Consider the following 18341-nt stretch of genomic DNA (forward strand, 5'->3'; position numbering starts at 1 on the left):
CGAACGGCCCCGATCCGGTCATGGCATCCGCATCAATGGGCCATGAAGACCGACACACCCGCCTGTTCCAGCATGTTGCGGGTGGCGCCGCCCAGGATGGCCTCGCGGAAGCGCGAGTGGCCATAGGCGCCCATCACGACCATGTCGGCGCTGATGTCCGACACATGCCGCAGCAGGACATCGGACACGCGCGGCATCGTCTTGGCCAGCACGTCGACCTCTGCCTTGACGCCATGGCGGGCAAGGAATTCCGACACCATCCCCCCCGGGTCCGACCGGTTCGGACCGTGTTTCGGCGGGTCGATCACCACCACATGCACCGTATCTGCCTGCTTCAGCAGGGGCATGGCGGACCGTACCGCGCGCAGGGCCTCGTTGCTTTCGTTCCAGCCAAGCACGATACGCTTGGGCTTGGCCGCTGGCTCGACATCCTCGGGCACGACCATGACCGGCACCTGGCCCTCGAACAGCGCGCCTTCGAGGACGGGTTCCAGTTCCACGCCCTTGCCCTCGCCATAGGGCTGCGGCAGCACCACGAGGTCGGTGAAGCGTGCCCGCGAGGCCACATGCCGGCCGATGTCGGCCAGCTGTGCCACGCCGTGATCGACGCTCCACAGCGTGTCGGTCTTTTCCAGCTCGCCGCGCGCGGCGGTGGCCAGCGCCTCGGCCTCGGCGGTGGCCCGTTCCAGGGTTTCCTGCAGGACCATCGCGTTGGCCCCGGCGTAGTAGTACCCCGTCTGGGTGCGATCCACGCCAAGACACAAGGCGCCAAGATGTGCGTCATGGATCTTGGCCACCGTGGCGGCATGGGAAAGGGTCGAGGTCATGAGATCATGGTCGGTGACCACGGTCAGTATCGATTTGAAGGACATTTGCGTCTCCGTCGCTGCGTGGCCCGAGGCTAACCCCGCGCCTTTCGTCGCACCTTGACCCGCGTCAAGGTTAGCGTGGCCATCCATTGATGCAGATCAAGGATGCCTTTCGGCGAACATAGCTAACACGTCCCCAGTCTAAAACCGCCCCTGCGGACAACGAATCGCGCGGGTCAGACGAAGGGACGAAAAATGTTGAATTATCTCAAGCTCATCGTGCTTGGATTGATTGCGATATTCTCGATGATCGCAATCAACTACGCACGAGATGTGGCTTACCTGATCCATGCGATCATTGTCCTGGCGGTCTCCGCCGGGCTGTTTCTGTGGGTCCTGCGCCACACCGACGAGCCGGCGGCACCGGCTCCGCAAAACGAATACATGGACGATGTCGTCCGCTTCGGCGTCATCGCGACCGCCTTCTGGGGCGTGATCGGTTTCATCGCCGGGACTTTCATCGCCTCTCAGCTGGCCTTTCCCGCGCTGAACTTTGACTGGGCGCAGGGCTACCTCAACTTCGGCCGCCTGCGCCCGCTGCACACCAGCGCGGTGATCTTTGCCTTTGGCGGCAACGCGCTGATCGCGACGTCCTTCTACGTCGTGCAGCGCACCAGCGCCGCGCGCCTCTGGGGCGGCAACCTGGCCTGGTTCGTGTTCTGGGGCTATCAGCTGGTGATCGTTCTGGCCGCGACCGGCTATGTGCTGGGGTCGACCCACGCCAAGGAATACGCCGAGCCGGAATGGTACGTCGACTGGCTGCTGACCATCGTCTGGCTTGCCTACCTTGCGGTTTTCGTCGGCACCATCGTCCGCCGCAAAGAGCCGCACATCTACGTGGCCAACTGGTTCTACCTGTCCTTCATCCTGACCGTCGCGATGCTCCACGTCTTCAACAACCTGGCCATCCCGGTCTCGATCTGGGGATCGAAGTCGGTGCAGGTCTTCTCGGGCGTGCAAGACGCGATGACGCAGTGGTGGTACGGCCACAACGCCGTGGGCTTCTTCCTGACCGCCGGCTTCCTGGGCATGATGTATTACTTCATCCCGAAACAGGCCGAACGTCCGGTGTTCAGCTACAAGCTGTCGATCATCCACTTCTGGGCTCTGATCTTCATCTACATCTGGGCCGGTCCGCACCACCTGCACTACACCGCGCTGCCTGACTGGGCCTCGACCCTGGGCATGGTGTTCTCGGTCGTGCTGTGGATGCCGTCCTGGGGTGGCATGATCAACGGCCTGATGACCCTGTCGGGCGCTTGGGACAAATTGCGCACCGACCCGGTGATCCGGATGATGGTGATCTCGGTCGGCTTCTACGGCATGTCCACCTTCGAAGGCCCGATGATGTCGATCCGCGCGGTGAACTCGCTGTCGCACTACACCGACTGGACCATCGGTCACGTCCACTCCGGCGCGCTTGGCTGGAACGGCATGATCACCTTCGGCGCGCTCTACTTCCTGGTGCCCAAGCTGTGGAACCGCGAGCGTCTGTATTCGCTCAGCATGGTCTCCTGGCACTTCTGGCTCGCCACCATCGGCATCGTGCTCTACGCCGCCTCGATGTGGGTGACCGGCATCATGGAGGGCCTGATGTGGCGTGAAGTCGATGCGAACGGTTTCCTCGTGAACTCCTTCGCCGACACCGTGGGCGCCAAGTTCCCGATGTATGTCGTGCGTGCCCTTGGTGGCGTGCTCTACGTCGCCGGTGGCCTCATCATGTGCTACAACCTGTGGATGACCGTGAAACGCGCACCGGCTGTCGAAGCCAGCGCCGCCACGGCCCATGCCACTCCGGCCGAATAAGGAGGACCGGACATGAGCATTCTTCAGAAACACGCCGTCCTTGAAAAGAACGTCACCCTGCTGGCCATCTTCGCCTTTCTCGTGGTGACGATTGGGGGCCTGGTGCAGATCGTGCCGCTCTTCTACCTCGAAAACACCATCGAGGACGTCGAAGGCATGCGCCCCTACACGCCGCTGGAACTGGCGGGCCGCGAGGTCTACCTGCGTGAGGGCTGCTACGTCTGCCACAGCCAGATGATCCGCCCGATGCGGGACGAGGTCGAACGCTATGGCCACTACAGCCTTGCGGTCGAGAGCAAGTACGACCACCCGTTCCAGTGGGGATCGAAGCGGACCGGGCCAGACCTGGCGCGCGTCGGTGGCCGCTACTCGGACGAGTGGCACGTCGACCACCTGCGCAACCCGCAGTCGGTGGTGCCGGAATCGGTCATGCCCAAGTACGGCTTCCTCGAGGCCAAGCTGATCGAAGGCACCTATATCGGCGACCTGATGAGCACCAACCGCATGGTGGGCGTGCCCTACAGCGACGAGATGATCGAAGCTGCGCAGGCCGACTTCCTGGCGCAGGCCGATCCGGACAGCGACTACGACGGCCTGCTGGAGCGCTACGGCGAGAACGTGAACGTGCGGAACTTTGACGGCGCCCCAGGCGTCTCGGAGGCGGACGCGCTGATCGCCTACCTCCAGATGCTGGGCACGCTGGTCGACTTCTCGACCTTCACGCCCGACGCAAGCCGCTGAGGAGGAACCGACATGGAAACCTATTCCTTCCTTCGGCAACTGGCCGACAGCTGGGCACTTCTGGCGATGTTCGCCTTCTTCGTGGGGATCGTGATCTGGGCCTTCCGGCCCGGATCGGGAAAGGTCCACTCGGACACGGCCAACATCCCGTTCCGCCACGAGAACCGCCCCGCGCCCGCTTCGGGCGACGACACACCCGCCGCAAACTGAGGAGGCCGGGAAAATGAGCAACAACAAGAAGAACGACGATCTCGACTACGAGACGACGGGCCACGAGTGGGACGGCATCCAGGAATACAACAAGCCCCTTCCCAAGTGGTGGCTGTGGACCTTCTATGCCTGCATCGTCTGGGCGATCGGCTATACCATCGCTTACCCCGCCTGGCCCGGCATTTCGGGGGCGACCCCGGGGCTCTTGGGCTTCTCGACGCGGGGCAACGTGGAAAAGGCCATCACCGACCACGAGGCGGAACTGGGTCCGATCAACGACAAGCTCGCCTCGGTCGAGCTGACCGCCATCGCGGATGACCAGGAACTGCTGCAATACGCCAACAACGCCGGCGGCGCGGTCTTCCGCACCTGGTGCGCACAGTGCCACGGCTCTGGCGCAGCGGGCGCCAAGGGCTATCCCAACCTGCTGGACGACGACTGGCTCTGGGGTGGCTCCATCGAGGCGATCCACGAGACCGTCAGCCACGGCATCCGCAACGAGGTGGACGACATGGCCCGCTGGTCGCAGATGCCCGCCTTTGGCCGGGACGAACTGCTGGTCGAGGAAGAGGTCGTGCAGGTCGTCAACTACGTCATGCAGCTGTCCGGGCAGGAGCCGCGTGATCCCGCCGCCGCAGAAGCGGGCGCCGAGGTCTACGACATCAACTGCTCGGGCTGCCACATGGAAGACGGCACTGGCGACCGGTTCCAGGGTGCGCCCAACCTGACCGACCGGATCTGGCTCTACGGCGGCGACTTCGACTCGCTTTACCAGACGGTCTACAACTCGCGGTTCGGCGTGATGCCCCCGATGGGTGGCGCCGACCTGACCGAGGCAGAAATCCGCGCCGTGTCGGTCTATGTGCACGGCTTGGGCGGGGGGGAAGCCTCGGAAGAGTAATCGCCCGCACAAGGTAAAACAAAGCGATCCCCTCGCCGAAAGGCGGGGGGATTTTTTCATGCACAGGGTCTGGCTATTCCGCCCTCGCCGCATGTCGAAAAAACATTGTTGGACATCAAAAAAACCGCGCGGAGGCCCGGCGGTTTGATGCAAGTCAAGGCTGCCGTGCGACGGCCTGTTATTGTCGGGTCAAGGTCGTCGGGAACACCAACCCGACGCAGTCTTCCCGGCCTGAAAGGTCGGGCATGGCGCTGGTGTCCTGTCCTGTTCGCGCGTTTCCTGGGACACCAGCGCCCTTTTCATTCCCCTCACCGACGATCCACCGGCAAGGTTCCCGCAGGCGCTCCACCATCAGGGCGCGGTGCGCTGCATCCGGTCGGCAATGTGACCACCCGCCAAAGGTCGGGGCGATAGACGATCGGGTCAATCATCGCGCCCGCTCCGGCGTCCGGCGTGATTGCGAAACGGCATGTCCTCGTCGAGCCAGCCCAGCTTGGGCAGGTCCTGCGCGTTGCGGTGCGGTGCCCGCGGCTCGTTCCGGGTGGCGGTGAAAAAGCTCTTGGCGAAAATTCCGAACATCTCGGTCTCCTTTGCGTGTCCTGTTCTGCCCTCAACTTGACGGAAGGGACCGCCTCATGCGACTCAGGAATAAATCCGCAGTGTAACCCTGGCTTACATATGAACTGGTCCTCCCTGCCCCCGCTGGCCGCCCTGCGCGCCTTTGCAGCCTACACGGAAACGCGATCTGTCAACGCGGCCGGGGGGTTACTGAATGTTAGCCACGCTGCCATAAGCCAGCAGATGCGGGCGCTGGAAAGCCACCTGGGCGTTGCCTTGCTGGACCGGTCCGGGCGCAAGCTGGCCCTGACCCACGAGGGAGAGACCCTGGGCCGCAGCCTGATCGAGGCCTTCGGGTCGATCACCCAGACTGTCGAGGCGCTGACCGGCGCCGATGCCTCGCGTCCCTTGCAGATCTCGGTCACGCCGACCTTTGCCGCCGCCTGGCTGATGCCGCGGCTGAACGGGTTCCGGGAAAAGCACCCGGACATCAACCTGATGATCGACCCTTCGGCGCTGGTGCAACCGCTGGAACCCGGCGGCATCGACATGGCGCTGCGCTATGGCGACGGCAACTGGCCAGGGCTGGAATCGGATCTGCTGATCCGGTCGCCCATCGTGGTGGTCGCCGCGCCCGACCTTGTCGGCACCCGCGACATCACGTCACCCGCCGACCTGCGCGATTATCACTGGCTCCAGGAGCTCGGTACCAACGAGGCGACAGAGTGGTTTGCCCAGCACGGCGTCGACCGCGACGCCGGGCGCGGTTTCACCGCCCTTCCGGGCAACCACATGCTGGAGGCCGCCCGCGCAGGACAGGGCGTCGCCATTGTCGCAGGGGTTTTCGTGGAAAACGACGTCCGCGCCGGGCGTCTGCGCAAGCTCTTCGAAGACAAGCGAAAAAAGGGTTATCACATCGTCACGCGCCCCGGCGTGCCGCGTCCCCCGCTCAAGGCCTTCCTGACCTGGCTGCGCCGGGAGGCGGGCAAAAGCTGAGTCACAAACTCAAAAATTGATACAGGTCAAAGCTGTTGTCCTGCCGCACTGGGTAAACCCCTCGCGAACCCGAGTCCAACGGAGCGATTCCCCGTGTCCGACAGTACCCCACCGTCCCTTTACGCAGCGCGCGAACCGATCTTCCCCAGGCGGGTCAGCGGCAAGTTCCGCAACCTCAAGTGGGTGATCATGATCATCACGCTGGGCATCTATTACATCACGCCCTGGCTTCGTTGGGACCGCGGACCGCAGCTGCCGGACCAGGCGGTGCTGATCGACCTGGCCAACCGCCGTTTCTTCTTCTTCTGGATCGAGATCTGGCCGCATGAGTTCTACTTTGTCGCGGGCCTGTTGATCATGGCCGGGCTGGGACTGTTCCTGTTCACCTCGGCGCTGGGCCGGGTCTGGTGCGGCTATGCCTGCCCGCAGACCGTCTGGACCGATCTCTACATCCTCGTGGAACGCTGGGTCGAGGGCGACCGCAATGCGCGCCTGCGCCTGCACCGCCAGGACAAGCTGGATTTTCGCAAGGTGCGGCTGCGGCTGACGAAATGGACGATATGGTTCCTGATCGGCCTCGCCACCGGCGGCGCCTGGGTGTTCTACTTTACCGACGCGCCGACGCTGCTGGTCGACCTCGTGACCGGGCAGGCGCATCCCGTGGCCTACACCACCATGCTGATCCTGACGGCGACCACCTTCTTCTTTGGCGGCTTCGCACGCGAACAGATCTGCATCTATGCCTGCCCCTGGCCGCGCATCCAGGCCGCCATGATGGACGAGGACACGCTGACCGTCGGCTATCGCGAATGGCGCGGTGAACCGCGCGGCAAGCACCGCAAGGCAGAGGGCGCAGAGAACCTGGGCGACTGCATCGACTGCATGGCCTGCGTCAACGTCTGTCCGATGGGGATCGACATCCGCGACGGGCAACAGCTGGAATGCATCACCTGCGCGCTTTGTATCGACGCCTGCGACGACATGATGGCCAAGATCGGCAAGCCCCGCGGTCTGATCGACTACCTGGCCCTGTCGGACGAGCCGCGCGAGCGCGAGGGCAACACGCCGCGCCCGGTCTGGCAGCACGTCTTTCGCGTGCGGACGATGATGTACACGGCGCTGTGGTCTCTCGTCGGCATCGGGCTTGTCTTTGCGCTCTTCATCCGACCGGACATCGAGATGACGGTCGCACCTGTCCGCAACCCGACCTTCGTGACCCTGTCGGACGGCTCGATCCGGAACACCTACGACGTGCGTCTCCTGAACAAGCACGGCGAGGACCGTCCGTTCCGGATCTCCCTGATCGGAAACGAATACCTGCGGGTCCAGCTGGAAGGCACGCCCTATGAAACCGTGGACGTGCCCGCCAACGAGACCTACCTCCAAAGGGTCTACGTCATCGCGCCGCCCGATTCCGGGCCGGCAGAGGCAGAACGCACCGAATTCCGGTTCTGGGTCGAGGATCTGACCAACGGCGACCGGGCCCATAGCGACACGATCTTCAACGGAGCGGCGAACTGATGGCCAGGAAAGAGTTCAAGCTGACCGGCTGGCATGTGCTGGGCATCTTCGGCGGCGCCTTCGGCATCATCATCGGGGTGAACATCGCGCTGGCGGTCAATGCCGTCAGCACCTTCCCCGGGCTCGAGGTGGCGAACTCCTACGTCGCCAGCCAGACCTTCGACAAGCGCCGCGAGGCGCAGGAGGCCTTGGGCTGGACCGTCGAGGCCCGGCTGGAAGAAGACATGCTGATCCTCTCGATCACCGACGAGGACGGGCGCCCGGTCCAGGCGGGCAAGCTGACCGCGACGGTTGGCCGCCCGACCAACGTCAGCGAGGACCGCGAGCCCGAATTCGCCTTCAACGGCCACGCCTACATCGCCTACGAGGACCTGCGCCCCGGAAACTGGGACGTCTGGCTGAAGGCCACCGCGCTCGATGGCACGCCTTTCGAACAGCGGCTGGAAATGACGGTGACAAACTGAGATGACCGCCACCCTGCGCCCCCCCGCCTCGGCCTGCCCGGCCTGCGCCGCCGCCCCGGCGGCAGAGGCGCTTGCACACCATGAGGCGCCGCAGGAGGCGCATATCGTCCTGTCCCTGCCGACGATCCATTGCGCCGCCTGCATGTCCGCCGTGGAACGCGCGCTGGACAAGGTGCCCCAGGTCCGTTCGGCCCGTGTCAACCTGACCCTGAAACGGGTCAGCATCGAGGCCGACCCGGACCTGACCGCCGCCGACGTGATCCCGGTGGTCCAGGGCGCGGGCTACGAGGCGCATGAACTCGACAACACGGCGATTTCGGCCACGGCCACGGACAAGGCCGGGCGGGATCTGCTCATGCGGTTGGCGGTTGCCGGCTTCGCGGCGATGAACGTCATGCTGCTGTCGATCGCGGTCTGGTCCGGGGCAGAAGGGCCGACGCGCGATCTGTTCCACTGGATCTCGGCGGCGATTGTCCTGCCGGCGGTCGGTTTCTCGGCCATGCCATTCTTCCGTAACGCCTGGACGGCGCTGTCCGCCCGCAGCCTGAACATGGACGTGCCGATTTCGCTGGCCATCCTGCTGGCGGTTGGCACCTCGCTCTGGGAAACCTCGCTGTCGGGCGAGCACGCCTATTTCGATGCCGCCATCGCGCTGACCTTCTTTTTGCTGACAGGCCGTTATCTCGATCACCGCACGCGCTCGGTGGCCCGGTCGGCGGCCGAGGAACTGGCCGCGCTCGAGGTGCCCCGCGCCTGGCGCGTCACCGACGCGGGCGAAACGCAGGTCCCGGTGGGCGAACTGGCCGTCGGTGACCTGATCCGCGTGCGCCCCGGCGGGCGGATGCCGGTAGATGGCGAAATCGTCTCGGGCACCTCCGAGCTGGACCGTTCCCTGCTGACCGGCGAGACCCTGCCCGTCTTCGCGGAACCAGGGCGCACGGTCAGTGCCGGTGAGGTCAACCTGACCGGTCCGCTGACCATCCGTGCCAGCGCCGTGGGCCGCGACACCTCGTTGCACCGCATGGCCGATCTGGTCGCCGTGGCCGAGTCCGGCCGCTCGCGCTATACCTCGCTGGCCGACCGGGCCGCGAAACTCTACGCCCCCGGCGTGCACATCCTCTCTGCGCTGGCTTTCGTCGGCTGGCTGATCTACGCAGGCGACCTGCGCGTGGCCCTGAACATCGCCGCCGCCGTGCTGATCATCACCTGCCCCTGCGCCCTTGGCCTTGCCGTGCCCGCCGTCACAACCGCCGCCTCTGGAAGGTTGTTCAAGCGCGGGCTGCTGATCAAGGATTCGACCGCCCTGGAACGGCTGGCGCAGGTCGACACGGTCGTCTTTGACAAGACGGGCACGCTGACCTCCGGCACGCCGGAACTGACCAACCTCGGCGATTTCACCCGCCGAGACCTGGAACTCGCGCTGGCGCTGGCCGATGGTTCCAGCCATCCGCTGTCGCAATCCTTGGCCGCCGCCGCGCGCGAGGCCGGGATCAAGCCCGAGACCCTGACCGACGTGACCGAGATCCCGGGCCACGGCACCACGGGCATCTGGCGCGGGCAGGAGGTCCGGCTGGGCCGGGCAACCTGGGTCGGCGGCGGCCAGACCGACAAGACCGCCGCCTGGCTGCGGGTGGGGGACGGACCGGCACAGGCCTTCCTCTTTACCGACCGCCTGCGAGAGGGGGCCGAAGAGGCCGTCACCGCCCTGCGGGAGGCCGGACTCAAGGTCATCCTAATTTCCGGCGACACCACCCCGGCGGTCGAGTCGCTGGCGGAACGGCTGGGCATCACGCAGTGGATGGCAGAGGCCCTGCCGCAGGACAAATCCACCCGCATCGCCATGATGAGCCGCGACGGCGCGCATGTGCTGATGGTGGGTGACGGGCTGAACGACACGGCGGCGCTGACCGCCGCCCATGCCTCGATCTCGCCCGCCTCGGCGCTGGACGCGGCGCGCGTCGCCTCGGACATCGTCCTTCTGGGCGGCTCACTGGCGCCGATCCCCGAGGCGGTGCAGACCGCCCGCAAGGCCACCCGCCGCATCCGAGAGAATTTCACCGTGGCAACCTGGTACAACATCATCGCGGTCCCCCTGGCAGTGGCCGGGCTCTGTTCGCCGCTGATTGCCGCATTGGCCATGTCGGCCAGCTCGATTACCGTGTCGCTGAACGCGCTGAGACTGCGATAGGAGGCCCGTCATGAACATCCTGACCTACCTGATTCCGATCTCGTTGGTGCTGGGCGGCGCGGGTCTGGCCTTTTTCGTCTTCACCCTGCGCTCGAACCAGTACGACGACCCCGAGGGCGACGCCCAGCGCATCCTGTCGGGCGAATACGACGACCGCCCAAAGCAAGACTGACAGGTCCAGTCCGCGCGCGGACAGCCTGGCGGATCGGAACAGACCTCTTGGGACACGGACGCTCCTGTCCTCTCCAGCCCCCTTCCGGCTTCTTCTTGGCCAAAATACACCCGGGGGAGTCGACCGGAGGGAGACGGGGGCAGCGCCCCCTGCCCCCTCACACCGGCAGGGCCGTGGTCCGGAACACGGTGCGCAGGGCAAATGAGCTTTGCATCTGCGCCACGCCCGGCAGCCGGCTGAGATATTGGCGATGGATGCGGGCGAAATCCTCGGTATCCTCGGCCACGACCTTGAGAATATAGTCCGCCGTCCCGGCCATCAGGTGGCATTCCAGGATCGCCGGCACCCGTGACACCGCCTTTTCAAAGGCCTCCAGCACCTCGTCGGCCTGGGCGGTCAGGGTGATTTCCACGAAGACGGTCGAAGGAAACCCCATCCGTCGCGCATCCAGCAGCGCCACGTAGTCGCGCACGTAACCTTCGGTTTCCAGGCGCTGAACCCTTCGGTGACAGGCCGAGGCCGACAGATGTACCTCTTCGGAAAGGTCGGCGTTCGAGATGCGCCCCTTGCGCTGCAATACGCGCAGGATGCGCCTGTCTGTCTCATCCAGCGTCATATACGCAAGATCCTCCACCCCAAACGATCATTCATCGAAAATTCGTGCGCCGTGCCCCGCCAGAATGCGCGAGCTTGCGACCCCTTTGCAAGGCTTCGCTGGCATACTGTTGTGCACACCCGAGGAGGAGAACACATGAAGATCGGTTGCCCCACCGAGATCAAACCCCAGGAATTCCGCGTCGGCCTGACCCCGAATGCCGCCCGCGAGGCGGTGGGACATGGTCACGAGGTCATCGTGCAGAAAGGCGCCGGCACCGGCGCCGGATTTGTCGACGAGGATTACACCGTAGCAGGCGCAAGGCTGGCCGAGACCGCGGCCGAGATCTTTGCCGAGGCCGAGATGATCGTGAAGGTCAAAGAGCCCCAGGCCGTCGAACGCGCCATGCTGCGCGAGGGGCAGTTGCTGTTCACCTATCTCCACCTGGCGCCCGACCCGGCGCAGACGCAGGACCTGCTGGCCTCCGGCTGCACCGCCATCGCCTATGAGACCGTCACCGACGAACGCGGCGGGCTGCCGCTGCTGGCCCCGATGTCCGAGGTCGCCGGGCGGCTTGCGCCGCAGATGGGCGCCTGGACGCTGCAAAAGGCCAATGGCGGGCGTGGCGTGCTGATGGGCGGTGTGCCCGGCGTCGGTCCGGCCCGCGTGCTGGTGATCGGCGGCGGCGTCGTCGGCACCCACGCGGCGCGCATTGCCGCCGGGATGGGCGCGGATGTCACCGTGCTGGACCGCTCGCTGCCCCGGTTGCGCTATCTCGACGATGTCTTTGGCGGCACCTTCGGCACCGGCTATTCCAGCGCCGGCCTCCTGGCCGAACACCTGGAACAGGCCGACATGGTGATCGGCGCGGTTCTGATCCCCGGCGCCGAGGCGCCCAAACTGGTGAAACGTGCCGATTTCGCATCCATGAAACCGGGTGCGGCGCTGGTCGACGTGGCGATCGACCAGGGCGGCTGCTTCGAGACCTCGCGCGCCACGACCCATGCGGATCCGATCTACGATGTGGACGGCATCATGCACTACTGCGTCGCCAACATGCCCGGCGCCGTGGCGCGCACCTCGACCATCGCGCTTGGCAATGCCACCATGCCCTACATGCTGGCGCTGGCGGACAAGGGGTGGAAACAGGCCTGCGCCGACGATCCGCACCTGCTGAACGGGCTGAACGTGCACGCGGGCAAGCTGACCTATTTCGCGGTCGGCCAGGCGCAGGGCATCGACGTGACCTCTCCGCAACTGGTCATCAAGGGCTGACCAGGCGCCGCTGCTAGAGAACCACGATCCCGCTGTGCTTGGCCTTGTGCTCGGGCTCGACATGGATCGTGACGCGGCACCCGTCGAAGGCGGCCATCATGGCCGCCTCGATCCGGTCGCAGATGTCATGCGCCGTATCGACCGACATCTCCCCCGGCACCACCAGGTGAAACTCGACAAATGTCGCCTGCCCCGCGTGGCGGGCCCGCAGGTCATGCGCCTCGACCGCGCCTTCGGCATTGGCCGAGATCAGTTCGCGCATGGCCTCGAGGTCGTCCTCGGGCACGCTTTCGTCCATCAGCCCGCCGACGGAACCGCGCAACACCTGCCAGCCCGACCACAGGATGTTGACCGCCACCAGCGCCGCCAGCAGGGCATCCAGCCAGAGCGCCCCGGTCAACACGGCGGCCACCACGCCGATCGCGACCCCGGCAGAGGAGACCACGTCGGTCATAAGATGACGCCCGTCCGCTTCCAGCGCGGGTGAGCGCAGGCTGCGCCCCTCGCGCATCAGGACAACGGCCCAGATCCCGTTGATGACACTGGCAAGGCCAATCAGAACCAGACCGGTAAAGGGCGCGTCGATGTCGCGCGGGGCATTCCAGGCGCCCCACGCCTCGTTCAGGATGAGAATCGCCGCCACGACGATCATCACGCCTTCCATGACGGCGCTGAAATACTCGGCCTTGTGATGGCCGAAGGGGTGATCCGCATCGGCCGGTTGCACCGCAATGCGCACCGCCACGAAGGCGGCGATGGCCGTGGCCACGTTGACGATGCTTTCCAGTGCGTCCGACAGCAGCGCGACAGAGCCGGTCAGCCACCAGGCCAGTAGCTTGATCGCCAGCACGGCAACCCCGACAGCGATACTGCCCAGGGCGATTTTCACGGCTCTTGGCATGACATCTCCTGGCAGGCGCGTCGCACCGGCCTGATAGCCAAGCCTCCCGGGCTGCGCAACCCGGGGGCGCCGGTCAGTCCCGCTTCAACGCGTCGCGGATTTCCAGCAGGACCTCCAGCTCGGTCGGCCCCTTGGGTGCCTCGGCAACGGGTTCTTCCTCCTTGGCGGCGGCATCCTTGATTCGGTTGACCATCTTGACCAGCAGGAAGACCACGAAGGCCACGATCAGGAAGTTGATGACGGCCATGACGAACTTGCCGAAGGCAAAGACAGGCGCCCCGGCCTCTTTGGCGGCTTCGAGCGAGGCATAGTCATTGCCGTCCAGCGCGTAGAACCAGCCGGAAAAGTCGATGCCGCCGGTAAAGAGCGCGATCACCGGATTAATGATGTCGCCGACCAGTGAGGTCACGATGGCGGTGAAGGCCGCACCGACGATGATGCCCACGGCCATGTCCATGACATTGCCCTTGGCGATGAAGTTCCTGAATTCCTGAAACATACCCTTGTCCCTGTTCCGGCGTATCCGCCTGTCCACATGCGTTCTGCGCCATTGCACAGCCCGGCCCCTGTGAAACCGGGAAAAACATGCCTAGCTTTCCCCCAAACCGGAAAAAGGCCAAGCAAATGTTCGATCTCGCCACCCATCCCGTCGCGGCCCGCTGGCCCGCACAGCATCCCGAGCGCATCCAGCTGTACTCGTTTCCCACGCCGAACGGGGTCAAGGCCTCGATCATGCTGGAAGAGACCGGCCTGCCCTACGAGCCGCACCTGGTCACGCTGGCGGATGCGGACGTCAAGAGCGAGGCCTTCCTGAGCCTCAACCCCAACAACAAGATCCCCGCGATCATCGACCCGGACGGACCGGACGGCGCCCCCTTGGCATTGTTCGAGTCCGGCGCGATCCTGCTGTACCTGGCGGAAAAGAGCGGCAAGCTTCTTGGGAACTCTGCCCGTGAAAAGCACCAGATCACCCAATGGCTGATGTTCCAGATGGGAGGGGTGGGCCCGATGCTGGGCCAGCTTGGTTTCTTCCACATGTTCGCGGGCTCCGAGATAGAGGATCCGCGCCCGCGCGAGCGCTATGTCAACGAGGCCAAGCGCCTGCTGAACGTGATCGAAGGCCAACTGGCGGACAAGGACTGGATTGCCGGCGACTATTCCATCGCCGACATCGCCATCGCGCCGTGGCTGAACATCCTCGACTTCTACGGTGCGCGTGACGTGGTCGATTGGACGTCGTTTCCCCGCACCAATGCCTATCTCGAACGCTTCCTGGAACGCACGGCCGTGCAGCGCGGCATGAAGATCCCGGCGCGCGAGGGCTGATCTGACCGGCCTCGGGGCAGGGTCTCCCCCGCCCCGAGCCTCCTCAGCCCGGCAAAGCACCGGTCAGGACGTAACGCAGGACCTGCACCACCTCCTGCGGCGTCCGCGCCACCGCCAGGGCGGCGGCATCGACCTCTTTCAGGGCGTGATCGTGTTCCGGCGGCTGCAGGATGATCAGCGACTTGCCCAGCGCGCTGGCATAGCCCGCGTCGAAGGCCGCGTTCCACTGCTTGTATTTGTCGCCAAAGCGCACGACGACCACATCCGCGTCGGCAATGCCCTTTCGGGTGCGGATGGCATTGACCATCGCGCCCTTGTGGTCGTGCCAGTACTTGTTGTCCTCGGCGCCCAGGATCTCGACACCGCAGTCGTCGCTGGCGGCGTGGTCGGTGACCGGCGCATTGAAGGTGATGTCCAGCCCCTGCGCGCCGTCGATGATCTGGTCGCGCCAGTCGGTGTGAATCTCGCCCGAAAGATAGACGTTCAGTCCCATTCCGCGTTCCTTTCGATGAAAAAGGGCGCATTGGGCGCCCTGTTTCCTGTCAACATATCGGTGGCAGCGCCCGTTGCAAGGCGGCGGCGGCACGACCGCCGGGTATTTCCGCTCCCTGAAATGCAATGGCCGGGCGGCCCCGGTAGGGGCGCCCGGCCAGAGAGCGGAGGCCGTTTTCCGGCCTCCGTCCGGAGTGTCAGTGTCAGCCGTCGACGCGGATGACCTCGTTCTTCGGGTCATAGGGGCTGTCCTGGGTGATCGTCGCGTCCCAGAGCTGGTCCAGCATCTTGACCTTCAGCTGGGTGCCCTCGACCGCCAGTTCCGGCTTGACGTAGCCCATGCCGATGGACTTGCCGAAGGCGACCGAGTAGCCGCCCGAGGTCAGGCGCCCGACGCGCGTGCCATCCGGCGCATAAAGCGCCTCGCGGCCCCAGGGATCGGCATCCGCCGGCCCGTCGATCAGCAGCGTCACGCATTTGGAACGCACGCCGGTTTCCTCCAGCTTGGCCTTGCCCTGGAAATCCTTGGACAGATCGACAAAGCGCGGCAGGTCGGCCTCCAGCGGGGTGGCGTCGCGGCCCAACTCGTTGCCGAAGGCACGGTAGGATTTCTCCTGCCGCAGCCAGTTCTGGGCGCGCGCGCCGACCAGCTTCATCCCGTGCTTTTCGCCGGCGGTGGTCAGCTGGTCCCACAGGTTGTTCTGCATCTCGATCGGGTGATGCAGTTCCCAGCCCAGTTCGCCGGTATAGGCCACGCGGATCGCCATGACCGGCACCATGCCCAGTTCGATGTGGCGCATCGACAGCCAGGGGAAACGCTTGTTGCCCAGCGCCGTCGACGGGTCGGCATCCTTGACGATCTCTTTCAGCACGTCGCGCGATTTCGGCCCGGCGATGGCAAAGACGCCCCACTGGGTGGTCACGTCATGGCAGGAGATCCAGCCGAATTCGTCGCGCTTGTCCTCGATCGCCTTGCGCAGGAAATCGCTGTCATAGGAGGTCCAGGCACCGGCGGAGACCAGGTAGTACTTGTCCTCGGCCAGGCGCACGATGGTGTATTCCGTGCGGGTGGTGCCGTGGCTGGTCAGCGCGTAGGTCAGGTTGATGCGGCCGACCTTGGGCAGCTTGTTGCAGGTGAACCAGTCCAGGAACTGTGTCGCTCCGGGGCCCTCGACGATGTGCTTGGTAAAGGCGGTCGCGTCGATCAGGCCCACGCCTTCGCGCACGGCCTTGGCCTCGTCCACGGCATATTGCCACCAGCCGCCGCGGCGGAAGCTGCGCGCGTCGTGGTCGAAGTTTTCCGGTGCATCCAGCGGACCGTAGTAGTTGGGACGTTCCCAGCCGTTCACAAACCCGAACTGCGCGCCCTTGGCCTTTTGCCGGTCATAGGCCGGCGCGGTGCGCAGCGGACGGCAGGCCGGGCGTTCCTCGTCCGGGTGGTGCAGGATGTAGACGTGGTCGTAGCACTCTTCGTTCTTGCGTGCCGCGAACTCGGTGGTCATCCAGCCCTGACCATAGCGTTTCGGGTCGAGCGAGGCCATGTCGATCTCGGCCTCGCCGTCCACCATCATCTGGGCAAGGTAGTAGCCGGTGCCGCCGGCAGCTGTGATGCCGAAGGAAAAGCCCTCTGCCAGCCACATGTTGCGCAGACCCGGGGCCGGGCCGACCAGCGGGTTGCCGTCCGGGGTGTAGCAGATCGGACCGTTGAAATCGTCCTTGAGGCCGGATTCCTCGCAGGAGGGCATCCGGTGGATCATTGCCATGTACTGATCCTCGATCCGCTCGAGGTCGAGCGGGAAAAGGTCGGCGCGGAAGCTGTCAGGCACACCGTATTCAAAGCAGGCGGGCGCGTGCTTTTCGTAGACGCCCAGGATCCAGCCGCCACGCTCTTCGCGGACGTAGGATTGCGCGTCGGCGTCGCGGATGACCGGGTGCTCGGGGTTGCCCTCGGCGCGCCAGGCCTGCAGCGCGGGGTCCACGTCGGTGACGATGAACTGGTGTTCGACCGGGATCGCGGGGATCTTGATGCCCAGCAGTTTGGCGGTGCGCTGCGCGTGGTTGCCGGACGCCGTCACAACATGCTCGGCGGTGATGGTGACGGTCTCGTCGCTTTCGACCAGGTTGCCGCCCTTTTCCACCATCTTGGTGCAGGTGACTTCCCAGTGCGTGCCGGTCCAGTTGTAGCTGTCGGCCTGCAGCTTGCGCACGATCTCGACGCCGCGCTGACGCGCGCCCTTGGCCATCGCCTGGGTCACGTCGGCCGGGTTGATGTAGCCATCGGTGTGGTGGTAGAGTGCGCCCTTCAGATCCTCGGTGTTGATCAGCGGCCAGCGCTCCTTGATCTCGTCCGGGGTCAGCCAGACATAGGGCACGCCGCAGGTCTCGGCGGTCGAGGCATAGAGCCGATATTCGTCCATGCGCTCTTCGGTCTGCGCCATGCGCAGGTTGCCCACCACGGCGAAACCGGCGTTCAGCCCGGTCTCTTCCTCGAGAGTCTTGTAGAAATCGACCGAGTATTTGTGGATGTGGGTCGTCGCATAGGACATGTTGAACAGCGGCAACAGGCCGGCTGCGTGCCAGGTCGAGCCGGAGGTGAGTTCGTCACGCTCGACGAGCATGACGTCTTCCCAGCCGGCCTTGGCCAGGTGATAGGCAATCGAGGTGCCGACGGCGCCACCGCCGACGACCAAAGCTTTGACATGGGTTTTCATGACGCGACTCTCCGGGTTCATTTTCCCCTCAATACCGCGCCGCACATCCCGGCGCCGCGCGCGCCCGACACGTCATGCGGGGAAAACGACGCGCAAGAAGATCGCTGGGCATGCAAAAAGCCGCGGGACGGCGCCGCGGCTTTTCCCCTGCGTCAGGCGCCCGAGTCTAGCACTGGTATCGGTAGGTAAAGACCAGCGTATCCCTACGCCATTCGCCGGTCGGCTGGCAGTTCTGCTGGACCTGATATTGCCCTGTGACCTGAACGCGCAGCGGGTTCTGCAGGACCGGCCCCTCGACATGGTATTCCAGCGGAGTGCCGGGACAGTACTTGGAAAACCGCCGCGCCGTGCCGCTGTACCACTCACCGTTCTTCCAGCCGTTGAACAGCAACACGCCGGGCGTCACGCCCGCCGGGTATTGCCAGCTGTGCGGCGTGGTTTCGTACCAGAACCAGCGGTTGTTGCCCTGATCCGTCAGGCGCATGATGGATCCGTTGTGATCCCAGCAGGAGTCCGCGAATGCCGGGCTGGCCGCCAGGCAGGCAAGGATCATGGAAATCAGTCGCTTCATTGAAATGCCTCTCACGTTGACGCTTGGTCATTTTAGTTTCCGCT

19 protein-coding genes are annotated in these 18341 nt (G+C 65.0%); 11 read left to right on the forward strand and 8 right to left on the reverse strand.

Translation table 11 applies throughout. From position 1 onward, the window contains the following. Positions 1 to 32: 32 nt before the first annotated feature. Positions 33 to 872 carry a universal stress protein gene (locus G9Q80_RS20625; protein WP_069209158.1) on the reverse strand — a complete coding sequence of 280 codons (840 nt, stop codon included), beginning with the start codon at positions 870 to 872 and terminating at the stop codon, positions 33 to 35. A 192-nt stretch (positions 873 to 1064) separates the two neighbouring features. Between G9Q80_RS20625 and ccoN the strand changes: the two genes are divergently transcribed. The 4 genes from ccoN to ccoP are packed head-to-tail and all read left to right on the forward strand — an operon-like array spanning position 1065 to position 4527. Further along, complete coding sequence (ccoN, locus tag G9Q80_RS20630; RefSeq protein ID WP_043136462.1) at positions 1065 to 2675, forward strand: cytochrome-c oxidase, cbb3-type subunit I; 1611 nt, start codon at positions 1065 to 1067, stop codon at positions 2673 to 2675. Positions 2676 to 2687: 12 nt separating this feature from the next. After that, a complete protein-coding gene (gene ccoO, locus G9Q80_RS20635) occupies positions 2688 to 3416 on the forward strand; it encodes a cytochrome-c oxidase, cbb3-type subunit II (RefSeq protein ID WP_069209160.1) in 729 nt (242 codons plus the stop codon). A gap of 12 nt (positions 3417 to 3428) precedes the next feature. Beyond that, positions 3429 to 3626 (forward strand): CcoQ/FixQ family Cbb3-type cytochrome c oxidase assembly chaperone, encoded by a 198-nt coding sequence (locus tag G9Q80_RS20640; protein WP_043136457.1) that lies wholly within the window; start codon positions 3429 to 3431, stop codon positions 3624 to 3626. A gap of 13 nt (positions 3627 to 3639) precedes the next feature. Next, a complete protein-coding gene (gene ccoP / locus G9Q80_RS20645; RefSeq protein WP_043136454.1) occupies positions 3640 to 4527 on the forward strand; it encodes a cytochrome-c oxidase, cbb3-type subunit III in 888 nt (295 codons plus the stop codon). Between the two features lie 423 nt (positions 4528 to 4950). On the opposite strand, the gene G9Q80_RS20650 is transcribed toward ccoP, so the two are convergent. Beyond that, entirely contained in the window at positions 4951 to 5106 is a 156-nt protein-coding gene (locus G9Q80_RS20650) for a hypothetical protein (protein ID WP_157903830.1), read from the reverse strand. Between the two features lie 99 nt (positions 5107 to 5205). Here G9Q80_RS20650 and G9Q80_RS20655 point away from each other — a divergent pair, with 99 nt between their 5' ends. From G9Q80_RS20655 to ccoS, 5 genes are all read left to right on the forward strand, one after another. Beyond that, complete coding sequence (locus tag G9Q80_RS20655; protein WP_074621199.1) at positions 5206 to 6081, forward strand: LysR substrate-binding domain-containing protein; 876 nt, start codon at positions 5206 to 5208, stop codon at positions 6079 to 6081. A 93-nt stretch (positions 6082 to 6174) separates the two neighbouring features. Further along, positions 6175 to 7602 (forward strand): cytochrome c oxidase accessory protein CcoG, encoded by a 1428-nt coding sequence (gene ccoG, locus G9Q80_RS20660; protein WP_069209162.1) that lies wholly within the window; start codon positions 6175 to 6177, stop codon positions 7600 to 7602. Beyond that, the gene (locus G9Q80_RS20665; protein WP_043136444.1) at positions 7602 to 8066 is read left to right on the forward strand and encodes a FixH family protein; all 465 of its coding nucleotides are present in this window, start codon (positions 7602 to 7604) and stop codon (positions 8064 to 8066) included. Before ccoG ends, G9Q80_RS20665 begins: the two co-directional genes overlap by 1 nt. 1 nt (position 8067) lies before the next feature. Then, the gene (locus G9Q80_RS20670) at positions 8068 to 10254 is read left to right on the forward strand and encodes a heavy metal translocating P-type ATPase (protein ID WP_088715269.1); all 2187 of its coding nucleotides are present in this window, start codon (positions 8068 to 8070) and stop codon (positions 10252 to 10254) included. A 10-nt stretch (positions 10255 to 10264) separates the two neighbouring features. Further along, positions 10265 to 10426, forward strand: a complete 162-nt coding sequence (gene ccoS, locus G9Q80_RS20675) for a cbb3-type cytochrome oxidase assembly protein CcoS (RefSeq protein WP_043136439.1) — start codon at positions 10265 to 10267, stop codon at positions 10424 to 10426. A 157-nt stretch (positions 10427 to 10583) separates the two neighbouring features. On the opposite strand, the gene G9Q80_RS20680 is transcribed toward ccoS, so the two are convergent. After that, on the reverse strand, positions 10584 to 11042 hold the full coding sequence (locus G9Q80_RS20680; RefSeq protein WP_043136437.1) for an Lrp/AsnC family transcriptional regulator: 459 nt from the start codon (positions 11040 to 11042) through the stop codon (positions 10584 to 10586). A 135-nt stretch (positions 11043 to 11177) separates the two neighbouring features. Here G9Q80_RS20680 and ald point away from each other — a divergent pair, with 135 nt between their 5' ends. Continuing rightward, complete coding sequence (ald, locus tag G9Q80_RS20685; RefSeq protein WP_088715268.1) at positions 11178 to 12296, forward strand: alanine dehydrogenase; 1119 nt, start codon at positions 11178 to 11180, stop codon at positions 12294 to 12296. Between the two features lie 13 nt (positions 12297 to 12309). Here the strand turns inward: ald and G9Q80_RS20690 are convergent, their stop codons facing one another. Continuing rightward, entirely contained in the window at positions 12310 to 13197 is an 888-nt protein-coding gene (locus G9Q80_RS20690; protein WP_069209165.1) for a cation diffusion facilitator family transporter, read from the reverse strand. Between the two features lie 73 nt (positions 13198 to 13270). After that, positions 13271 to 13696 (reverse strand): large conductance mechanosensitive channel protein MscL, encoded by a 426-nt coding sequence (mscL, locus tag G9Q80_RS20695; RefSeq protein ID WP_074621196.1) that lies wholly within the window; start codon positions 13694 to 13696, stop codon positions 13271 to 13273. 125 nt (positions 13697 to 13821) lie between these two features. Here mscL and G9Q80_RS20700 point away from each other — a divergent pair, with 125 nt between their 5' ends. Continuing rightward, complete coding sequence (locus G9Q80_RS20700; RefSeq protein ID WP_088715267.1) at positions 13822 to 14523, forward strand: glutathione S-transferase family protein; 702 nt, start codon at positions 13822 to 13824, stop codon at positions 14521 to 14523. Between the two features lie 43 nt (positions 14524 to 14566). Here G9Q80_RS20700 and G9Q80_RS20705 read toward each other — a convergent pair whose 3' ends face one another. The 3 genes from G9Q80_RS20705 to G9Q80_RS20715 form a co-directional block, all read right to left on the reverse strand. Beyond that, positions 14567 to 15016 (reverse strand): YtoQ family protein, encoded by a 450-nt coding sequence (locus G9Q80_RS20705; RefSeq protein WP_043136422.1) that lies wholly within the window; start codon positions 15014 to 15016, stop codon positions 14567 to 14569. Between the two features lie 202 nt (positions 15017 to 15218). Beyond that, positions 15219 to 17726 (reverse strand): GcvT family protein, encoded by a 2508-nt coding sequence (locus G9Q80_RS20710; RefSeq protein WP_088715266.1) that lies wholly within the window; start codon positions 17724 to 17726, stop codon positions 15219 to 15221. Between the two features lie 166 nt (positions 17727 to 17892). Beyond that, on the reverse strand, positions 17893 to 18297 hold the full coding sequence (locus tag G9Q80_RS20715; protein ID WP_043136416.1) for a hypothetical protein: 405 nt from the start codon (positions 18295 to 18297) through the stop codon (positions 17893 to 17895). Between the last annotated feature and the right edge of the window lie 44 nt (positions 18298 to 18341).

The organism is Mameliella sp. LZ-28, from assembly GCF_012274245.1.
Taxonomy (GTDB): domain Bacteria; phylum Pseudomonadota; class Alphaproteobacteria; order Rhodobacterales; family Rhodobacteraceae; genus Antarctobacter; species Antarctobacter albus.

What these genes read in the sequence shown, in the direction of transcription:
- ccoN (WP_043136462.1), top strand. Translation starts at nt 1,065, where the DNA reads ATGTTGAATTATCTCAAGCTCATCGTGCTTGGATTGATTGCGATATTC.
- ccoO (WP_069209160.1), top strand. Translation starts at nt 2,688, where the DNA reads ATGAGCATTCTTCAGAAACACGCCGTCCTTGAAAAGAACGTCACCCTG.
- G9Q80_RS20700 (WP_088715267.1), top strand. Translation starts at nt 13,822, where the DNA reads ATGTTCGATCTCGCCACCCATCCCGTCGCGGCCCGCTGGCCCGCACAG.
- ccoP (WP_043136454.1), top strand. Translation starts at nt 3,640, where the DNA reads ATGAGCAACAACAAGAAGAACGACGATCTCGACTACGAGACGACGGGC.
- ald (WP_088715268.1), top strand. Translation starts at nt 11,178, where the DNA reads ATGAAGATCGGTTGCCCCACCGAGATCAAACCCCAGGAATTCCGCGTC.
- G9Q80_RS20650 (WP_157903830.1), bottom strand. Translation starts at nt 5,106, where the DNA reads ATGTTCGGAATTTTCGCCAAGAGCTTTTTCACCGCCACCCGGAACGAG.
- G9Q80_RS20670 (WP_088715269.1), top strand. Translation starts at nt 8,068, where the DNA reads ATGACCGCCACCCTGCGCCCCCCCGCCTCGGCCTGCCCGGCCTGCGCC.
- G9Q80_RS20640 (WP_043136457.1), top strand. Translation starts at nt 3,429, where the DNA reads ATGGAAACCTATTCCTTCCTTCGGCAACTGGCCGACAGCTGGGCACTT.
- G9Q80_RS20705 (WP_043136422.1), bottom strand. Translation starts at nt 15,016, where the DNA reads ATGGGACTGAACGTCTATCTTTCGGGCGAGATTCACACCGACTGGCGC.
- mscL (WP_074621196.1), bottom strand. Translation starts at nt 13,696, where the DNA reads ATGTTTCAGGAATTCAGGAACTTCATCGCCAAGGGCAATGTCATGGAC.
- G9Q80_RS20715 (WP_043136416.1), bottom strand. Translation starts at nt 18,297, where the DNA reads ATGAAGCGACTGATTTCCATGATCCTTGCCTGCCTGGCGGCCAGCCCG.
- G9Q80_RS20690 (WP_069209165.1), bottom strand. Translation starts at nt 13,197, where the DNA reads ATGCCAAGAGCCGTGAAAATCGCCCTGGGCAGTATCGCTGTCGGGGTT.
- G9Q80_RS20665 (WP_043136444.1), top strand. Translation starts at nt 7,602, where the DNA reads ATGGCCAGGAAAGAGTTCAAGCTGACCGGCTGGCATGTGCTGGGCATC.
- G9Q80_RS20655 (WP_074621199.1), top strand. Translation starts at nt 5,206, where the DNA reads ATGAACTGGTCCTCCCTGCCCCCGCTGGCCGCCCTGCGCGCCTTTGCA.
- G9Q80_RS20625 (WP_069209158.1), bottom strand. Translation starts at nt 872, where the DNA reads ATGTCCTTCAAATCGATACTGACCGTGGTCACCGACCATGATCTCATG.
- G9Q80_RS20710 (WP_088715266.1), bottom strand. Translation starts at nt 17,726, where the DNA reads ATGAAAACCCATGTCAAAGCTTTGGTCGTCGGCGGTGGCGCCGTCGGC.
- G9Q80_RS20680 (WP_043136437.1), bottom strand. Translation starts at nt 11,042, where the DNA reads ATGACGCTGGATGAGACAGACAGGCGCATCCTGCGCGTATTGCAGCGC.
- ccoS (WP_043136439.1), top strand. Translation starts at nt 10,265, where the DNA reads ATGAACATCCTGACCTACCTGATTCCGATCTCGTTGGTGCTGGGCGGC.